A 17,660-nucleotide genomic window follows, 5' to 3' on the forward strand; every position below is an offset into this window, starting at 1 on the left:
GCGAGGCTACCCGCCGATGACGGTGCCGGGCTGTGGACAGTGCACGACGGGGCAGCCGAGCGCGTCCGGCAGATGGTGGGTGGCGACGACGACGGTCCGGTCCGCGGCGAACCAGTCACCCGGAGTGAGGATTTCGGTGAGGATCCGTTGGCTGTCGGCGGCGTCGAGGTTCTCGGTGGGCTCATCGAGCAGGACGACAGAGAAATCGGACACCAGCACTCTCGCCAGCAACAACCGGCGCCGCTGACCGGCCGACAACGCGGTGTGACCGCCTTCGAGCACGCTCGACAAGCCGTCGGGCAGGCCGTCCAACCAGTCGGTGAGACCGACACGCTCGATCGCCGACAGCAATTCGGTGTCGGTGACATCCCCGCGGACCACGAGCAGGTTGTCCCGCACAGTGGTCTCGAAAATGTGTGCATCCTCGGCGAAAAACGCTGCGCGTCCAGGTGTTTCATCGAGTCGTTCGGCCAGCGCCATCAACAGCGTCGTCTTTCCCGAGCCGCTCGGCCCGACGACGGCCAGTCGGCCGCCGTCGGGCAGATCGACCGAGGGTGCCTCGGGACGTCGGCGGGCCCGGGGATCGCCCTCGATGAGCTCGAGCAGGCGCCGTGCGGCGATACGGGACTTCGTGAGCCCGACAGCAGCGTCGGACAGGGCCGTTGTGGCCTCGAAAGCCGACAACGGCAACAACATCAGGATGGCCAAGGTGGTCGGCGCGGTCGTGGGGGCCAGTGCGATGCCTGCGACGACCGCACCCAGGACACTGGCACCAATGGCGATGCTGGGCATCGCGGCGGCCAACGCCGCCGGGGCGGCCGCTCGGTCAGCGGCGTGGCCCCAGTCGCGGTGGTGGCGCTCGGCGGTGGCGATGACATCGTCGAGGCGTCCGCTCACCCGCAACTCCGGCGCGTACTCCAGGGCCAACATCGTCGCCGAGTCGCGGTCGCCACGATGTTGCACGGCAACGGATTCCGCGGCTGCAACGGCGCGGGCGGTGAGTGCCGGGGCCACCACGCCGGCGATCAGCAGGCACAGCGCCAGGACCACCGCGGCGCCCGGGGAGATGAGCGCGATGACACCGACCGCGATCGCGCTGAGCACTGTGGCCACCACGATCGGCAGCACAGAACGCACTACGACGTCGGCCAGTTCATCGACGGAACTGCCGACCCGGGAAACCAACTCCCCGCTCGGAAGTCGCATCGCATCGTCGTCGGGTCCGGTGGCGAGTCTGCGGTACAACCCGGTGCGGGCGTTGGCCGCGGCCCTCAGCGCCGTGTCGTGGGCGGCCAGCCGCTGACAGTAGCCGAGCACACCGCGGGAGATACCCAACGCACGCACCGCGACGACGGCCACCGAGAGGTCCAAGATCGGGGGCATCTGCCAGGCCCGGGTGATCAACCACGCCGAGATACCCGCCAGGGCCAGCGCGCTGCCCAGCGAGAGCACTCCGAGAACGCTGGCCAGGATCAGCCGGCTCAGCCGGGGTCGCAGCAGGTCCAGGGCCAGCCGCAGCAGCGGATCACGTCGAAACATGTGCGCTACCTATCGTGATCACCTCGTCGCCGATGGCCACCACCGGATCCCGGTGCCCGACCACGATGACCGTGGCACCGGCGCGGGCCCGGCCGACGATCGCCTGCAGCACCCGTTGTTCCAGCGCGGAATCGAGGTGGGCGGTGGGCTCATCGAGAAGCAGTACCCGTGCCGAGGCCCCGAGCGCGCGGGCGAGCCCCAACCGCTGTCGTTGTCCCAGTGACAATCCGACCCCGGTGCGGCCGATCCTCGTGTCCAGCCCGTCAGGAAGGTCGTCGAGCACGTCGTCGAAGCCGGAATCGCGGCAGGCCCGGGCCAGGTCGGTCAGTGGTCCGAGCAGCTCAAGGTTCTCGCGGACCGTTCCCGGGATCAGCACGGGCCGGTGCGGCAGCCAGGCGATGCGGTGCCACCACGCCGTCATGTCCAGGTCACCGACATCCACTCCATCGACCCGTACGGGCCCGGACGGAAGCGTGGCCAAACCGAGAATGGCCTGTAGTGCAGTCGATTTTCCCGCTCCGTTGGGGCCGGTGAGCACGGTGACCCTGCCCGGTTCGATGGTTGGCCCCAGACCCTCCAACTCGATCGCGGGAGCGGAATCCGCTACGCGCAGAGCACCTCCGGCGGGCTGATGCGTCTCACAGAGCTTGAAAGCTTGTTCGGCGGCGGTCTTGCCGTCCTGAGCCGCGTGAAAGGCAGCGCCGACACGGCGCAGTGGCCAGAACACCTCGGGAGCCAGCAACAGGGCGGTCAGGCCCGCAGACAGGTCCATCTCGCCGTACACGAGTCGTACGCCGACGCTGACTGCAACAAGAGCCACGCCCAGGGTGGCCAACAGTTCGAGCACCAATGAGGACAGGAACGCGATCCGTAGGGTTGCCATGGCCGAGCGTCGGTGCGCGGCAGCCAGTTCAGTGATGCGCTGGGCTGAGCCGGCGGCCCGGCCGACGGCGCGCAGGGTGGGGATCCCGGCCACGAGGTCGAGCAGCCGGGCTTGCAGGGTGGTCATCGCGGCCAGAGCGGCGGCCGACCGGTCGGCCGTGACGAGGCCGATCAGAATCATGAACACGGGGATGAGCGGCAGCGCGATCACCACGATGGCCGCGGACTGAAGGTCGTAACAAGCCATCACGATCACGGCCACCGGTGTCAGGACCGCGGCCTGGATCACCGCGGGGAGGTAGCCGGTCAAGTAGGGGCGTAGACCATCCAGGCCGCGGGTCACCACTGCCGCCGCGGCATCGCGATCGGCCGCCAATTGCCTTGGTGGTGCAGAGGTTACCGAGCGCAAGACCTGGCTGGACAATTCCCCGATCACCGCGGTGGCGCCGCGCTGCGACAGCCGGCCCTGAAGCCAGTGCGCGGCCGCGCGCAGGATCCACAGCGCACACAGTGCCACCAGTGCGCCGCCGTGACGGGCCGCCGAGCCAGGGTGGACGATGATCGCGGCCACGATGTGTGCCAGCACCACCGCTGCGGCGATGGTGCCGGCACTGATGGTCACGCCGCAGACCACCGCCGCCAGCAGGTAGCGCCGTAACCCCGTCGTAGCGCCGGTGGCCCCGCGGATACCGAGTGCGCGCCAGAGATTCAGACCGACCGCCGGGACAGTCCGATGGGGGCGGGGATACGGTCTGCCGAAATCCGCTTGCGGAACACCCAGTAGGTCCAGCCCTGGTACACCAGGACCAGCGGCAGCAGGGTCAACGACGCCCAGGTCATGATCTTCAAGGTGTACGGGGTGGAGGAGCCGTTGTAGATGGTGACGCCCCACTCCGAGCTCAGTGTGGACGGCAGCAGGTACGGGTACATCGCACCGAACAGCAGGACGACGACGCCGGCCACGACCACCACGGTGGCGACGAAGGCCCAGCCTTCCCGCGACCGAGACCACATCAGTGCCACCGAGATCAGCAGTGCGACCACCGCGACCGCCAGGGCCGCCCAGGTCCATGGCTTGCCGTGGGCCAACTGCGTCCACAGTCCGAAGCCGCCGGCCAGCAGGATCACTGGCAGCGTCAGTATCCGGGCGAACCGGAACGCGTCGTCGCGTATGGGCCCAGCGGTTTTCAAGGCGATGAACACCGAACCGTAGAAGGCGAACAGTGAGGCTGTCGCGAGCCCGCCGAGCACCGTGTAGGCGTTGAGCACGTCACCGATCCCGGCGTGAACCCGATGGTTGGCATCAATCGGCAAGCCGCGCACCAGGATTGCGAAAGCGACACCCCACAGTATGGCGGGCAGCCACGATCCCACGGCGATGCCCAGGTCGGCATACTTGCGCCACTTGGTGTCGTCGATCTTGCCGCGCCACTCGATGCCCACGATGCGCAGGATCATCCCGAACAGAATCGCCAGCAGCGGCAGGTACAACGCGGAGAACAGCGTCGCATACCAGTTGGGGAATGCCGCGAACATGGCTGCGCCCGCGGTGATCAGCCACACTTCGTTGGCGTCCCACACCGGTCCGATGGTGTTCAGCACGGCTCGCCTGCGGCTTTCCGGGTCGCCTTCGCCCGCGCTGCCAAGCGGGGCCATCAGCATCCCGACACCGAAGTCGAAGCCTTCCAGAACCACGAATCCGAGGAACAGGACGGCGATGAGTATGAACCAGAGTTCTTGGAGTCCCATCTGAGATCAGTCCTCTCAGTACGCGAAAGACAGCGGGGCGGATTCGTCCTCGTCAGGAGGCGTCGGCGGGGCCGGCTCGGAATCGTGTTCCTGTGGCCCTTCGGTCACATAGCGGCGCAGCAGCCAGAACCAGACGACCGCGAGCCCGCCGTAGAGGAGGGTGAAGACCGCGAGTGAGAAGAACACCGTGCCGGCCGCATGGTCAGACACGCCCTGTTGCACCATCAGTCGGACCATCTGGTCACCGGTCGGATTCGGGACCACCACCCAGGGTTGCCGGCCCATCTCGGTGAAAACCCAGCCGGCGGAATTGGCCAGGAACGGCGTGGGCAGGGTGATCAGTGCGAAGATGCCATACCACCGTTGATCGGGAAGCCGTCGGCGGCGGGTCATCCACAGTGTCAGCAGGGCGAACGCCAGTGGCACCACCATGAGGCCGATCATCGCCCGGAACGACCAGTACGTGACGAAGAGATTCGGCCGGTAATCGCCGGGTCCGAACCGTGATTCGTACTGCTTTTGGAGGTCGTTGACGCCTTCGAGGGTGACGCCACTGAATTTGCCCTCAGCCAGGAAGGGCAGCACGTAGGGCACCTCGATCACGTGGGTCACGCTCGCGCAGTTGTTGTGCGTACCCACGGTCAGGACCGAGAAGTCCGGGTCCGTCTGCGTGTCACACAGGGATTCGGCCGAGGCCATCTTCATCGGCTGTTGCACGAACATCAACTTGCCTTGGATGTCCCCGGTGAAGAAGATCACGGCGACTGCGGCCAACGCCACGAGGCTGCCGAGAATCGTTGCGGGTCGGTACATTCCAGCGGAATCGTTTCCGGCTGCGGCGTCGGACACGTCGGTGGACTCGGCGGCCGCCTGGTCGGCGGTTGCCCTGCGCCGGTCGCGCACCATCAGCCAGGCGCTCACGGCCGCGACGAAGGTGCCTGCGGTGAGCAGCGACCCGGCGACGACATGCAGGAACGCCCAAATCGCGGTGTTGTTGCTCAGCAGCGCGCCGAAGTCGATGAGCTCAGCCCGCCCGGTCTCCGGGTTGTACTTCGCCCCGACCGGGTGCTGCATGAACGAGTTGGCAGCGATGATGAAGAACGCCGAAGCGTTGACGGCAAAGGCGACCATCCAGATGCAGAACAAATGAACGGCACGCGGCAGTCGCGTCCAGCCGAAGATCCACAGGCCGATGAACGTGGACTCGACGAAGAACGCGACCAGGCCCTCGAAGGCCAGCGGCGCGCCGAAGATGTCGCCGACGAAACGCGAGTATTCGCTCCAGTTCATGCCGAACTGGAATTCCTGCACGATGCCGGTGGCCACACCGATCGCGAAGTTGATCAGGAACAGCTTGCCGAAGAATCGCGTGAGGCGATACCAGCTGTCGTTGCCGGTGAACACCCACGCGGTCTGCATGATGGCGATCAACGGCGCCAACCCAATGGTCAGCGGTACGAATATGAAGTGGTAGACGGTGGTGATTCCGAACTGCCACCGCGATACGTCCAAAGCGTCCATCTGGCCCTACTTCCGAGGTCTCAGACCAATCTACGACGGAGTGTAGTAGAAGGTTGCGGGCCAGGCGCCGAACATGACCGGTGTCTTATGTCACCGGAGGCGCCTGGTGTGAGATTGCCGCGTGGAGTTTCTTGGCCTCGCTACGGATTGCGAAGGCGGAGATCACTTCGAATACGCCGACGACGATGAGGATGATCCCGGTGACCTGAGCGAGGGCGACCAACCCCTCCATGGGGGCGACGAACATGATGATGCCGGCGATCACACTGATGATGCCGATGATGATCTCCCAGACCCGCCCGGGCAGCGACGGATCTCCGATGGCCGACATCGTCGTTGCGACACCGCGGAAGATGAACCCGACACCGATCCAGATCGCCAGCAGTTCGAACGAATTCTGCAGGCTGACGAAACAGAGCACGGCCAGCACGAGTGCCGCGGCGCCGCCGATGAACAGCAACACCCGCCCACCGACCGATGACCGGATGCTGAACGCCAGGACGAGCTGCGAGATACCGGTGATCAACAGGTACGCGGCGAAGAAGATCGCGGCCACCAGAATGGTGATCCCGGGCCAGACCAACGCCAGGACGCCGAGGATGACGGCGAGAATTCCCGAAACCAGCGTCGATTTCCACAGATGTGGCAACAAGCTTGGGGCAGCAGTGGTTTCCATGCAGGCAGTTTGACACAAACGTAGATGTAGATCGCGGTTTTTGCGTTACGGCTGTGGTGTCGCAGCCTGGTAGTTAAGGTTCCGTTACCGGCGCTGCATCCCCGGCCCGCGGCCGTTAACCTCTTCGTTTTGGAACAGTCCGACCGCAGCCGCAGACAGAGAAATGAGGCAACCGTGACAGTTGGATGTCGTCCCCGACGAAGCAAGATGTGGCGTTTCGCGGTGGTGGTCGCCGCCAGCGGCGCGCTCGCGATGTCGGGCTGCGCGAACAACACCGAATCCGGTGGGTCGGAAACCAAGACGACGACGGCGGCAAAGGTTGAAAAGGTCGACGCGATCGCCAATTCGGTGCCGGAGCCGATCAAGTCGAGCGGCAAGCTGGTCATCGGCACCGACCCGACGTACCCGCCCAACGAATTCAAAGATCCCGCGGGCAAGATCATCGGCTTCGATGTCGATTTGATGAATGCGATCGCCGCCACGTTGGGTCTCACTCCGGAGTATCGGGCGTCGTTGTTCGACAAGATCATCCCGTCGGTGCAGGGCGGGAACTACAACGTCGGCATGTCGTCGTTCACCGACTCGAAGAAGCGTGAAGAGCAGGTTGACTTCGTGACCTACTTCAATGCGGGTTCATCGTGGGCGCAGAAGGTCGGTGCCGGGATCAACCCCGAAGATGCCTGCGGTTTGAAGATCGCGGTGCAGACGGCAACGGTGCAGGACACCGAGGAAATGCCGGCGCGCAGCAAGAAATGTGTCGACGCGGGCAAGCCCGCCATCAACGTCATCAAGTTCGACGACCAGACCGCCGCCACCAGCGCGGTGATGCTCGGCCAGGCCGACGCCATGTCGGCGGATTCGCCGGTGACGGCGTATGCGATCAAGCAGAGCAACGGGAAACTCGAAGCCGCAGGGGATATCTTCGACTCGGCTCCGTACGGCTGGGCGGTCCAGAAAGGTTCGCCGCTGGCGGCGTCGCTGCAACAGGCGCTTCAGCACCTGATCGACAACGGTGCGTACAAGCAGGTGGCCACGAACTGGGGCGCGGAGAAGGGGATGATCGAGAAGCCGGTCATCAACGGTGCGACCAGCTGAGCCGCCGATGAGTGATGAATCCTCGCCGGCCGCCATCGACGCCGTCCCGCTGAGATATCCATGGCGTTGGGTGGCGGCGATCCTCATCCTCGTCCTGATCGGGCTGTTCCTGTGGGGCGCTGCGACCAACGAGGCGTACGGGTGGGAGACGTACGGCAAGTACCTCTTCGATCAACGCATCTCGCAAGCTGCCTGGAACACGCTGCAACTGACCATCTATTCGATGATCCTGGCGCTCGTCCTGGGTGTCCTCCTCGCGGTGATGCGGTTGTCACCGAATCCGGTGCTCAAAGCGGTGTCCTGGACCTACCTGTGGATCTTCCGCGGCACCCCGATCTATGTTCAGTTGGTGCTGTGGGGCCTGGTCCCGGTGATCTACAAGAACATTCAGATCGGCGTCCCGTTCGGCCCGAAGCTTTTCGAGTTCACCCTTTCTGACCCGAATGTGTTCTGGCTGGCGGTTCTCGGTCTGGGCCTCAACGAGGCCGCCTATATGGCAGAGATCATCCGGGCGGGTATCAACTCAGTGCCTGAAGGCCAGACGGAAGCCTCGGTGGCGCTTGGCATGTCGTGGACCATGACGATGCGACGTACGGTGCTTCCCCAGGCCATGCGGGTCATCATCCCGCCGACCGGCAACGAGTTCATCAGCATGCTGAAGACGACCTCGCTGGTCACCGCGATTCCGTACAGCTTCGAGTTGTACGGCCGCTCAAAAGATATCGGCGTGGACCTGTTTCAGCCGGTCCCGCTTCTGTTGGTGGCGTCCACCTGGTATCTGGCGATCACCAGCATTCTGATGGTCGGGCAGTACTACCTTGAGCGGCACTACGCGCGTGGTGCCTCGCGCAAGTTGACCTCCAAGCAGCTGCAGGCCCTGGCCAACGCCCAGATGGGAGAGCCACATCCATGACCGCCGCCGCCGAACCGATGGTGCGGGCCGAGAGTGTCTGCAAGAACTTCGGTGCCCTGCACGTCCTGAAAGGCGTCACGTTGGACGTCAGCAGGGGTGAGGTGTTGTGCATGGTCGGGCCGTCAGGCTCGGGCAAGTCGACGTTCCTGCGGTGTATCAACCATCTCGAGCAGGTCAACGCGGGCCGCCTCTACGTCGACGGAGAGCTGATCGGGTATCGCGAACGGGGTGGCAAGCTGCACGAGATGGCTCCGCGAGATGCTGCCCGGCAGCGCCGGGACATCGGCATGGTTTTCCAGCACTTCAACCTGTTCCCGCACCGCACCGCCTTGGAGAACATCATCGAGGCGCCCATGCGCGTCAAGCGGGTGAAGAAGGATGCCGCGCTGGCCCGGGCCAAGGATCTGCTCGATCAGGTGGGTTTGGCCGCCAAGGCCGACGCGTACCCGGCACAACTCTCGGGTGGCCAGCAGCAGCGGGTGGCCATCGCCCGGGCGCTGGCGATGAACCCGAAGCTGATGCTGTTCGACGAGCCGACCTCGGCGCTGGATCCCGAGCTGGTCGGTGAGGTTCTGGCGGTGATCAAGAAACTCGCGGGTGAGGGCATGACCATGGTGGTGGTCACCCATGAGATGGGTTTCGCCCGTGAGGTCGCCGACAAGTTGGTGTTCATGGACGGCGGTGTCATCGTGGAGAGCGGAAATCCCCGCGAGGTGATGGCCAACCCCAAACATGAACGCACAAAGGAGTTTCTGTCGAAGGTGATGTAGCGTCGACGGTGTGGCTTCCACACGTGAAGACGTCTTCGTCACCGTCGGTGACCTTCGCGAGCGCATCGACTCGGGGGATCCCGTCATCGTGCTGGACGTGCGATGGTCGTTGACTGAGCCCGACGGCGAACAGGGGTACCTGAGCGGCCATCTGCCCGGTGCGGTCTACGTCTCGTTGGATGATGAGCTCACGGACCACCGTGTCACCGGTCGGGGTCGTCATCCGTTGCCGTCCGGATCTGACCTTCAGTCGGCGGCGCGTCGCTGGGGTGTGCGCAAGGGCGTGCCCACCGTGGTCTACGACGACTGGAACCGCGCCGGGTCGGCCCGTGCCTGGTGGGTGTTGACCGCGGCCGGCATCGACGACGTCCGCATCCTCGACGGCGGTCTGGCGGCGTGGTCGGCGGCGGGGGAGGCCCTGGACTCCGGCCCGGTTGCAGCGCAGCCCGGGGACGTCGACGTGCTACACGACGACCTGTACCGAGGGGCCCTGCGCACCCTGACCGCCGAACAGGCGACGACCGGGGTCGAGGTGCTGCTCGACGCGCGGGCGCCCGAACGGTTCCGCGGAGACGTCGAACCCGTCGATCCCGTGGCCGGTCACATCCCCGGGGCGGTCAATCTGCCGAGTACCCAGTTTCTTTCCTCAGACGGCACATTGGTTGCGGACGCCCAACTGCAGGCATTGCTCGCAGATCGCTCGGTCGCGGGCGCGGACGTCGGTGCCTACTGCGGCTCCGGGGTCACCGCGGCGCTGGCTGTGGCCGCACTGGCTGCCGCCGGGGTGGATGCGGCGCTGTATCCCGGGTCATGGTCGGAGTGGGCATCGGATCCGGATCGTCCGGTCGCCCGGGGTGAGCAGTAGCTCCGACGCGCGACATCGGTGCTCCGCGGCGCCGGTCAGCGACTTTATGCTGAGCCGATGCAGCGCAGCCCGGACCCGGTCACCCCGTTGTGGCGTGCCGCTCAGATCTTCCGGTTACTGAGTTGCCTGTACGCGCTGGGTTTTCAGGTCGCGATCAACGACGATCTGACCAGCCCGGTACTGGCCGGCGTGCTGTGCGCGGTGCTCATCGCGTGGAGCATCGCCTGTGCGATCGCCTACCTACAGGGTTTCGGCCGGCGCCCATCGTGGGTGATCGCCGAGATCGTGGTCGTTCTTGGCCTCATGCTCTCAACCGAGTTGGTGGCATCCGACCACTGGATCGCGGACAATCAGTCCTGGCCCACCACGTTGTGGGCGACGAACGCCACGATTTCGGCGGCACTGCAGTTCGGTCCGGTCGGAGGGATGGGAGCTGGGCTGGCGGTGATGGCCGCCGCGGCCGCATTGAAGGGCTACGTCAGTATCAATCTCGGGCGCAATGCCACCATCGTCATCGAGCTGGCCGTGGGCCTCGCGGTAGGGATGGCCGCTCAGACCGCGCGCCGGGCTCATGCCGAGTTGGAGCGGGCGGTGCGGTTGGCGGCGTCGTTGGAGGAACGGGAACGATTGTCGCGACGGGTCCACGACGGTGCCATTCAGGTGCTGGCCCTGGTTTCGCGGCGGGGCCGCGAAATCGGTGGTGAGACAGCTCAATTGGCCGAACTCGCCGGGGAACAGGAGCGCGCGTTGCGCAGGCTGGTCAGCGCACCTGATCCGGAGGTTCACACCGGCGGGGTCACCGATATCGGTGCCCTACTGCGGTCCAGAGCGTCTGATCGAATTTCGGTCAGCCTGCCGGCCGAACCCGTGCTGCTGGACCACGATGCCGCCCATGAATTGTTCGCTGCGGCAGGCAATGCCTTGGACAACGCCGCCGCACACGCGGGACCTGACGCCCGGGTTTTCGTCCTGCTCGAGGATCTCGGCGATTCGGTGACGGTGAGTATCCGCGACGACGGGATCGGGATCGGCGACGGACGACTGGCAGAGGCGGTCCGCGAAGGGCATGTCGGCATATCGAAATCGATTGTGGGACGGATGGATTGGCTGGGCGGTCAGGCGCAGCTGAACACTGCACCCGGATGTGGCACGGAATGGGAGCTCACGCTGCCCCGCTCTTCGGGCAGCCGTGACGCCTTCGAGAGGGGACAGTGATGACCGAGACCGCACTGAAGGTGATGGTCGTCGACGACCACCCGATCTGGCGTGACGCGGTGGCACGCGACCTTGCCGACGAGGGATTCGATGTCGTGGCCACCGCCGACGGGGTGGCTTCGGCGCGGAGGCGGGCCGGGGTGGTGCTGCCTGACGTGGTGGTGATGGACATGAGCCTGTCCGACGGCAGTGGTGCCACGGCCACCGCGGAGGTGCTCACGGTGTCGCCGTCGTCGCGGGTGCTGGTGCTTTCGGCCTCGGACGAACGCGACGATGTTCTGGAGGCGGTGAAAGCGGGGGCCACCGGTTATCTGGTGAAGAGCGCGTCGAAAGCCGAACTGACCGCGGCGGTACGGGCCACCGCGGAGGGGCGCGCAGTGTTCACCCCCGGGTTGGCCGGACTGGTGCTCGGTGAGTACCGGCGTATCGCCCAACGCCCGGAGGACGGCCCGGCCACGCCCAGCCTGACCGAGCGGGAGACCGAAGTGCTGCGGTTTGTGGCAAAGGGGTTGACGGCCAAGCAGATTGCGACGCGCCTCTCCCTGAGTCACCGCACGGTGGAGAACCACGTCCAGGCGACGTTCCGTAAGTTGCAGGTCGCCAACCGCGTCGAATTGGCCCGCTACGCCATCGAACACGGCCTCGACAAGTAGTCCTACTCATCCGGGCGGCCGCATTTGTTGCCACCATGACCGCATGAGCGAATCCCATCGGGTCGTGATCGCCCGGATGTCGTCTGACCTGGCCGCGATCTCGGCGTACATGAACCGGGTGTCGGCGGATCTGGGGGAGCTGGGTCGACGGCTGGATCAGGTTCCGGTCGCCGTACCGCCCCCGGTCCCTGTTGTGGCTCCGGTTGCCTGGCCCGCCGCCCCTGCTCCGGTGCCCGCCCCGGTGCCGCCGAGGTCTGAGCCCGCGTTCCGCCCGGAGCGCTCAGAAGGTTGGATCGGCAAGGCGCTCGCGGTAGCGGGAGTGGCCGTGACGCTCACCGGTGTGGTGCTGCTGTTGGTGCTGGCCGCGCAGGCCGGCATTCTGCGACCGGAGTTCCGGGTGGGTGCAGGGGCCGTTCTGGCCGCCGGACTGGTCGGCGCCGGATGGTGGCTACATCGCCGGCCGGGTGGCCGGGTGGGGGCCATCGCGTTGGCCGCCACCGGTGTTGCCGCCGCGTACATCGACGTGATCGCCGTGACCACGATCTATGAGTGGGTGGCAGCGCCGATCGGCCTTCTGTTGGCCGCCGCAATCGGTGGCGGCGGCCTGCTGCTGGCACGGCGGTGGAACTCCGAACAGCTGGGCTTGTTGGTGCTGGTGCCGCTGATCGCCCTGGCGCCCGTCGTCACCGACGGGGTGACCCACCTGCTGATCGGGTTCATGCTGGCTCTGTCGGTTGCCGCACTCCCGGTGCAGTTCGGCCGGGACTGGACCGGGTTGTATGCCGCGGGTGTTGCCGCGGCCACGTTGCCGCTGTTGATGGGGCTCGCGGCCGCCGCAATCGATGGTCGGACCGATCTCCTGCTCGCGCTGGCCTGCGGGCTCGCCGCAGTGCTGGCGTTGGCGGGTGGGCTGCTGGTGCTGCGCTGGACCACCAAGCCGTCGGCGACGGCCGTTCTGACGGCGTGCGGCGTTCTTCCCGTGCTGTGCGTGGCGGCCGGCGTCGACCGCGTGATCGCGGCCCTCATGGCGGCGGCGTTGGCGGCCGCCCTGGCGGCGATCGTGGCCTTCGGCGACCGCATTCCGGGGGTGGTCGTGGTGGTCCGCCAGATCTGGGCGGTACTCGCGGCTGCAGCTGCACTGATTGCGGTGCTGGTGGCCTTCGACGGACCGGTGGCCGGCCCGGTGTTGTTGGCGATGGCGACGGTGGTCGCCCTCGCGGGGCGCTACGCCGGTGTCGCGCGGTCTATTGCCCTCGGGATAGCCGCGGTCGGGGGCATGATCTATCTCGATTCCGCCGGTCCCGACATCTTGGTTCACGCCACCAAAATGTCTGCAGAACTTACGGTTTCGGTGTTGATCGGCAGCGTCCTGGCGATCGCAGCGGCGGCGGCGGTCTCGTGGGCGTGGTCGGCCGAGGGTGCCGCGGATCAGGAGTTGCTCCGGCTGGTGTGGGCGGCTGCGGCTCTCGTGGCCGGATACGCGCTGACGGTGTTCACCGTGACGGCCGGTGTCGCAGTCGGCGGCACCGGGGCCGGCTTCTTCGGCGGTCACATGGTGGCGACGATCTGCTGGATCGCGGTGGCGGCCGGCCTGCTCGGCTACGCGGCGCGACGCCCCAAGGCGCAGCGGTCCCTGCCGATCGGCGGAGGTATGGCGCTCGTCGCGGCGGCCATGGCCAAGCTGTTCCTGTTCGACCTCGGGACTCTGGACGGAATCTTCCGGGTGGCGGTGTTCATCGTGGTCGGGTTGGCGCTGCTGGGAATGGGAGCGGGGTATGCACGACTGCTCAATCAGCAGGATCAGGCGGCCGACCAGCAGTCTGTGTGAAGGTGCTCACATCTTCCATAATCTGGAGTGATTCCAGATTAGGGACGGTTGTAACTGGCATGAGTACACGTCGAATCGAATCCGATATCCAGGGATACCAGGCCGCGCCCGAGCTCAGCGGCTACCTACAGCAGGTGCTGGTCGACTTGATCGAGCTCGGCATCCAGGGCAAGCAGGCGCATTGGAACGTCGTAGGCACGAACTTCCGGGACCTGCATCTGCAGCTCGACGAGCTCGTCGATTTCGCCAGGGAAGGCAGCGACACGGTCGCAGAACGGATGCGTGCCCTGGACGCAGTGCCCGACGGACGGTCGGACACCGTCGTGGCCGGCACCACGTTGCCGGAGTTCCCCGCCTACGAGCGCAGCACGGCTGAGGTGGTCGACCTCATGACCACGCGGATCCATGCGACCGTGGAGACGATGCGCGGGGTGCACGACGAGGTCGACGCGCACGACCCGACCACCGCTGACATCCTGCACCAGTTGATCGATGGTCTGGAAAAGCTGGCGTGGCTGATCAAGTCGGAGAACCGCAAGGTTTAGCCGTCGCTCGGCGGCTCGACCGAGGCGGCACGCATCGGACCGGCCACCTCCGGCCGGGCGCGTGCCGCCTCGTCGCCGCGGCGTCCAACGAGGTACCAGGTGTGCATGACGCCCTTGCCCTTGATCTCGACGTCACCGCGCTCCTCGAGCACGAACGCGTGGCTGATCCGGTCATAGACGTTCTGCGGCACCTGAATTCGGCCGGCCACGTCGGTGGTCTCCATCCGTGAGGCGACGTTGACCGCATCGCCCCAGACGTCGTAGAAGAATTTGCGTGCCCCGACCACCCCGGCCACCACGGGTCCGGCGGCCAGGCCGATCCGCAACGGCACCGCGCGCCCCTGGGGGTCCTTGAGGTCGGCTACGGCGTCGGCCAGATCGAGCGCCAAACAGGCGAGTGCCTCGATGTGATCGGTGCGTGGCTTGGGCACGCCGGCCACCACCATGTAGGAATCGCCGCTGGTCTTCACCTTCTCCAGACCATGGCGGTCCACCAGTGCATCGAGGTCGGTGTACAGGACGTCCAGGAAGCGCACCAGATCGGTGGGGGTGAGGTCACTGGCCCGCTCCGTGTAGCCGGCGATATCGGCGAACAGGATCGAGGCGTCGTCGTACTTGTCGGCGATGATCGTGCGTGAGGGTTCCTTGAGTCGCTGGGCGATGGTGGCCGGCAGGATATTGGCCAGCAGTTGCTCGGATCGTTGATATTCGGCTTCCATTGCCTGTTCGGCCCGCGCGATCTCCCGTAACGACATCCAGACTGTGGCAAACACCATTACTCCGGCTGAGACGGCCGAAAGGATGAACCCCGCAGTCAGCGTCCACGGTGGCCCCAGGCCCCGATCCTCAGGGACCAGCACTTCCAGCACGATCGCGGCGGCCACCGCCAGCGCCGTCAGCACCCCGGCCAGCACGATGCGCTCGATTCCCAACACCAGCACCGCCAGTGACGCGGCCACCACGAAGTAGAACTGCAGTCCCGAACCGGTCCCGACCGCGAAGCACATCGTCGACACCGACACGTAGGCGAACAGGAAGAACGCCAGCGGTGCGATCAGTTCACCGAACCGGTACAACAGCGGCACTAGCAGGAACAACGCTGCGGATCCGAGGTTGACGAACCCGAACCGCCACATCGGCCCGCCGAGGACCAGTTGGAAGACCCCGAATCCACCGGATACCGCGGCCGCAATCCACGTCGCAATGGTCAACACCCGCAGTCGGCTCGACACGCTCTCGGCGTAGTGCCGAGTGCGGGCCGGAACGCGGTTGCTCAACGCCATCTCAGGTATGCAGACCGACCGGCGGAACTCGCTGACCACCACGGACAAAGGGTATCGCCGCAAACCACCGGATTGGCCGACATTGACGCGGCCGCTATTTCGAATCACTGTCCAGCAAATCCGACGGAATGGCGGTATGTCACAATGGGAACTTGTTCCAGTGCGCGCGGCCGTCGTGCCGCCGATCTCGTTTCTTTGGGGGGATCTCGACGTGGATCGGTCATGGGTGCGAAACACCGCTGCAGGCTGTGCGATCGCGTGTGGCGCCATGGTGGTCGGACCTGGCATGACCGGCACCGCTGTGGCTTCGGCGCATCTGTTCGGGATCGACATCCACGACCTCTTCGATCACAAGAAGAAGAACAAGAAGTCCGGTCCCGCGGCCAAGTTTGGCCCGCAGCGTGGCGGCGGAGTCAAGAATTCCGGTGGCAGCCTCGGCGGACCGCGGGTCTCCAATGGCTCCAAGCCCGAGTCGAAGGTCGGGACCACCAAGACCGGGACCACCAAGACCGCAACCACCAACTCCGGGGTCACGACAGCGGGCGCCGGTGACGCACCGGCTACTGCGGCCCGCTCGGGAACATCCGCTGAATCACCGCAGTCGGCCCGCGTCGGCACGACCGGGCAGGCGCCGTCGGCGGTCCTGTCGGGTGGGACCGCCCAGGCACCCACCGCGGCCGTCACCGGCGGCACTTCCCAGGCCCCTTCGGCTGTCGTGTCGGGCGGTGGCGGAGGAGGCGGAGCGGCGGGGGCGCCGACCAATGGCAACCTCGGCCGGGCCCCGGGCCTCGCGCCGGTGCCGACCGCTCCGAGCAGTCGCACGATCGTGATCCGGTCGACCCCGCCCAAAGCTCCCGCCGCGCCGGCGCCGGTAATCGCTGCATCCCCGGCCGCTCCGGCTCCGGTGGTTGCCCCGCCCGCTCCCGTCATCGCAGTCCCGGTGCCCGCGGCCCCGCCGGCAGGGGCGCCGCCAGCGGTACCGAGCGCGCCGATCATTCCTGCGCCGCGGTCCGAACCGCCAGCGGCGCAGCCGCTTTCGGTGCCTGCGGTGCCGGAGTCCTTCCGGCTCGGATACGCCGACTATCTGCGCACGGCCAGCACCAGCGATCTGCTGTTCGCGGTGCTGCCCGGACTCGCAGGCATGCTGTTGATGACGGCCGCCGGGGGAGCAGTCGGTGTCCGGCAGGCGCGCGCGGCGCAGACACTTCCGTCGCCCCAGATCGCTCGTTTCCTGCCGTAGCGGCACCGCATGACACGCGGCGAGCATGACCGCAGACGTTCTGCTGCGGTTGGGTACCGGATGGGCCCACTGGTCTGGGTGTTCACCGCCGCGGCCGTCGCCTCGGTCGTCGGGGGAGTGCTCGTAGTGCTTGGTTGGGCCCACGGCGATCTGGCGGGATCACCGTGGGTCCCGCTGATGGGAGTCCTGGTCATGGGGGCCGGATTCGGGACCGTCGCCTTTCGTTGTGCGTCCACCGCTGAACCCGAGGGTGAACCGCCGGATGCGCCGGACGACATCGTGCTCGAGGTTCGTAATCCGCTCGGTCTGGTGTTCTGGCTCTTCGCCACTCTGGCCGTGGTCGTCCTGGCGGTGACGGCTTCTGGCCTAGGTCGTTTCGTTCGGCGAGCAATCCAGCACGGCGGTCTCGACCGGCCCGGCACGACGGGACTGGCGGCCCTCGGGGTGACCGTCATCGCCGTGATGGCCTTGGTCGGGTTTGTTTCGGCGGCCATCGCAGTTCCGGTGCGAAGCATCCGGTCCTACGGGCGCACCCACTTCTGGCTGTCACGCGAAGGAATCGGCTATCCGCCGCCCTCCGAGGATGACCCGGGGTTCCTGCCATGGGACTGTGTGACGGCGGTCAGCCATTCGTCCCGCGATATCCGCGGCGTGGTGTACACCCACGTGTGGATGATCCGCACCAGCAACCTGCGCTCGCACATCACCGTCGTGTACCCCGCGGGTGCGGTGCCCCGAGCCGGCACCATTCGTCGGGTCATCGGGGACCTTGCCCCAGCCGTTCAGGTGAGCTGAGGCTCGTCGGGGGCTACTGAGGGCGTGGATGCCGGCGTGTGCTTCTATGGATTCATCGCCGCCACACAGTTTGCGTCGACCCGCCTGCGGC

General features: G+C 66.3%; 16 protein-coding genes. 10 read left to right on the plus strand and 6 right to left on the minus strand.

Annotated features, from left to right (window positions below):
• Positions 1-6: 6 nt before the first annotated feature.
• The 5 genes from AC4LGL_RS13850 to AC4LGL_RS13870 form a co-directional block, all read right to left on the minus strand.
• Positions 7-1,539: an ATP-binding cassette domain-containing protein gene (locus tag AC4LGL_RS13850; RefSeq protein ID WP_491839181.1), complete on the minus strand. Its 1,533-nt coding sequence runs from the start codon at positions 1,537-1,539 to the stop codon at positions 7-9.
• Complete coding sequence (gene cydD, locus AC4LGL_RS13855) at positions 1,526-3,109, minus strand: thiol reductant ABC exporter subunit CydD (protein WP_491839366.1); 1,584 nt, start codon at positions 3,107-3,109, stop codon at positions 1,526-1,528. The genes AC4LGL_RS13850 and cydD overlap by 14 nt, the downstream gene beginning before the upstream one ends.
• A 20-nt stretch (positions 3,110-3,129) precedes the next feature.
• Complete coding sequence (cydB, locus tag AC4LGL_RS13860; protein ID WP_491839182.1) at positions 3,130-4,170, minus strand: cytochrome d ubiquinol oxidase subunit II; 1,041 nt, start codon at positions 4,168-4,170, stop codon at positions 3,130-3,132.
• A gap of 15 nt (positions 4,171-4,185) precedes the next feature.
• Positions 4,186-5,691, minus strand: coding sequence for a cytochrome ubiquinol oxidase subunit I (locus AC4LGL_RS13865; protein WP_491839183.1), 1,506 nt, complete (start codon positions 5,689-5,691; stop codon positions 4,186-4,188).
• Positions 5,692-5,776: 85 nt separating this feature from the next.
• A complete protein-coding gene (locus AC4LGL_RS13870) occupies positions 5,777-6,367 on the minus strand; it encodes an HdeD family acid-resistance protein (protein ID WP_064887235.1) in 591 nt (196 codons plus the stop codon).
• Positions 6,368-6,574: 207 nt separating this feature from the next.
• Here AC4LGL_RS13870 and AC4LGL_RS13875 point away from each other — a divergent pair, with 207 nt between their 5' ends.
• From AC4LGL_RS13875 to AC4LGL_RS13910, 8 genes are read left to right on the plus strand one after another with little or no spacing between them, the layout of a single operon-like run.
• On the plus strand, positions 6,575-7,462 hold the full coding sequence (locus AC4LGL_RS13875; RefSeq protein ID WP_491839184.1) for an ABC transporter substrate-binding protein: 888 nt from the start codon (positions 6,575-6,577) through the stop codon (positions 7,460-7,462).
• 7 nt (positions 7,463-7,469) lie between these two features.
• Positions 7,470-8,375: an amino acid ABC transporter permease gene (locus AC4LGL_RS13880; RefSeq protein ID WP_491839185.1), complete on the plus strand. Its 906-nt coding sequence runs from the start codon at positions 7,470-7,472 to the stop codon at positions 8,373-8,375.
• A 17-nt stretch (positions 8,376-8,392) separates the two neighbouring features.
• Entirely contained in the window at positions 8,393-9,145 is a 753-nt protein-coding gene (locus AC4LGL_RS13885) for an amino acid ABC transporter ATP-binding protein (protein WP_064887265.1), read from the plus strand.
• A gap of 10 nt (positions 9,146-9,155) precedes the next feature.
• A complete protein-coding gene (locus AC4LGL_RS13890) occupies positions 9,156-10,010 on the plus strand; it encodes a sulfurtransferase (protein WP_491839186.1) in 855 nt (284 codons plus the stop codon).
• A 57-nt stretch (positions 10,011-10,067) separates the two neighbouring features.
• Positions 10,068-11,225, plus strand: a complete 1,158-nt coding sequence (gene macS / locus AC4LGL_RS13895) for a MacS family sensor histidine kinase (RefSeq protein ID WP_491839187.1) — start codon at positions 10,068-10,070, stop codon at positions 11,223-11,225.
• Positions 11,225-11,878 (plus strand): response regulator, encoded by a 654-nt coding sequence (locus tag AC4LGL_RS13900; RefSeq protein ID WP_491839188.1) that lies wholly within the window; start codon positions 11,225-11,227, stop codon positions 11,876-11,878. Before macS ends, AC4LGL_RS13900 begins: the two co-directional genes overlap by 1 nt.
• Before the next feature lie 43 nt (positions 11,879-11,921).
• Positions 11,922-13,706 carry a DUF2339 domain-containing protein gene (locus AC4LGL_RS13905; RefSeq protein WP_491839189.1) on the plus strand — a complete coding sequence of 595 codons (1,785 nt, stop codon included), beginning with the start codon at positions 11,922-11,924 and terminating at the stop codon, positions 13,704-13,706.
• Between the two features lie 59 nt (positions 13,707-13,765).
• A complete protein-coding gene (locus AC4LGL_RS13910; RefSeq protein ID WP_491839190.1) occupies positions 13,766-14,251 on the plus strand; it encodes a Dps family protein in 486 nt (161 codons plus the stop codon).
• Here the strand turns inward: AC4LGL_RS13910 and AC4LGL_RS13915 are convergent.
• Positions 14,248-15,576, minus strand: coding sequence for an adenylate/guanylate cyclase domain-containing protein (locus AC4LGL_RS13915; protein WP_491839191.1), 1,329 nt, complete (start codon positions 15,574-15,576; stop codon positions 14,248-14,250). The two genes, AC4LGL_RS13910 and AC4LGL_RS13915, sit on opposite strands and share 4 nt — an antisense overlap.
• Before the next feature lie 244 nt (positions 15,577-15,820).
• Between AC4LGL_RS13915 and AC4LGL_RS13920 the strand changes: the two genes are divergently transcribed.
• Positions 15,821-16,774, plus strand: coding sequence for a hypothetical protein (locus tag AC4LGL_RS13920; RefSeq protein WP_491839192.1), 954 nt, complete (start codon positions 15,821-15,823; stop codon positions 16,772-16,774).
• A gap of 9 nt (positions 16,775-16,783) precedes the next feature.
• On the plus strand, positions 16,784-17,569 hold the full coding sequence (locus tag AC4LGL_RS13925; RefSeq protein ID WP_491839193.1) for a hypothetical protein: 786 nt from the start codon (positions 16,784-16,786) through the stop codon (positions 17,567-17,569).
• Positions 17,570-17,660 lie beyond the last annotated feature (91 nt).

This window comes from Mycolicibacterium arcueilense, from assembly GCF_058536225.1.

Excerpts from the sequence above, each read along its gene's own strand:
- AC4LGL_RS13850 (WP_491839181.1), bottom strand. The coding sequence starts at position 1,539 with ATGTTTCGACGTGATCCGCTGCTGCGGCTGGCCCTGGACCTGCTGCGA.
- cydB (WP_491839182.1), bottom strand. The coding sequence starts at position 4,170 with ATGGGACTCCAAGAACTCTGGTTCATACTCATCGCCGTCCTGTTCCTC.
- AC4LGL_RS13865 (WP_491839183.1), bottom strand. The coding sequence starts at position 5,691 with ATGGACGCTTTGGACGTATCGCGGTGGCAGTTCGGAATCACCACCGTC.
- AC4LGL_RS13870 (WP_064887235.1), bottom strand. The coding sequence starts at position 6,367 with ATGGAAACCACTGCTGCCCCAAGCTTGTTGCCACATCTGTGGAAATCG.
- AC4LGL_RS13875 (WP_491839184.1), top strand. The coding sequence starts at position 6,575 with ATGTGGCGTTTCGCGGTGGTGGTCGCCGCCAGCGGCGCGCTCGCGATG.
- AC4LGL_RS13880 (WP_491839185.1), top strand. The coding sequence starts at position 7,470 with ATGAGTGATGAATCCTCGCCGGCCGCCATCGACGCCGTCCCGCTGAGA.
- AC4LGL_RS13885 (WP_064887265.1), top strand. The coding sequence starts at position 8,393 with ATGGTGCGGGCCGAGAGTGTCTGCAAGAACTTCGGTGCCCTGCACGTC.
- macS (WP_491839187.1), top strand. The coding sequence starts at position 10,068 with ATGCAGCGCAGCCCGGACCCGGTCACCCCGTTGTGGCGTGCCGCTCAG.
- AC4LGL_RS13900 (WP_491839188.1), top strand. The coding sequence starts at position 11,225 with ATGACCGAGACCGCACTGAAGGTGATGGTCGTCGACGACCACCCGATC.
- AC4LGL_RS13905 (WP_491839189.1), top strand. The coding sequence starts at position 11,922 with ATGAGCGAATCCCATCGGGTCGTGATCGCCCGGATGTCGTCTGACCTG.
- AC4LGL_RS13910 (WP_491839190.1), top strand. The coding sequence starts at position 13,766 with ATGAGTACACGTCGAATCGAATCCGATATCCAGGGATACCAGGCCGCG.
- AC4LGL_RS13920 (WP_491839192.1), top strand. The coding sequence starts at position 15,821 with ATGACCGGCACCGCTGTGGCTTCGGCGCATCTGTTCGGGATCGACATC.
- AC4LGL_RS13925 (WP_491839193.1), top strand. The coding sequence starts at position 16,784 with ATGACACGCGGCGAGCATGACCGCAGACGTTCTGCTGCGGTTGGGTAC.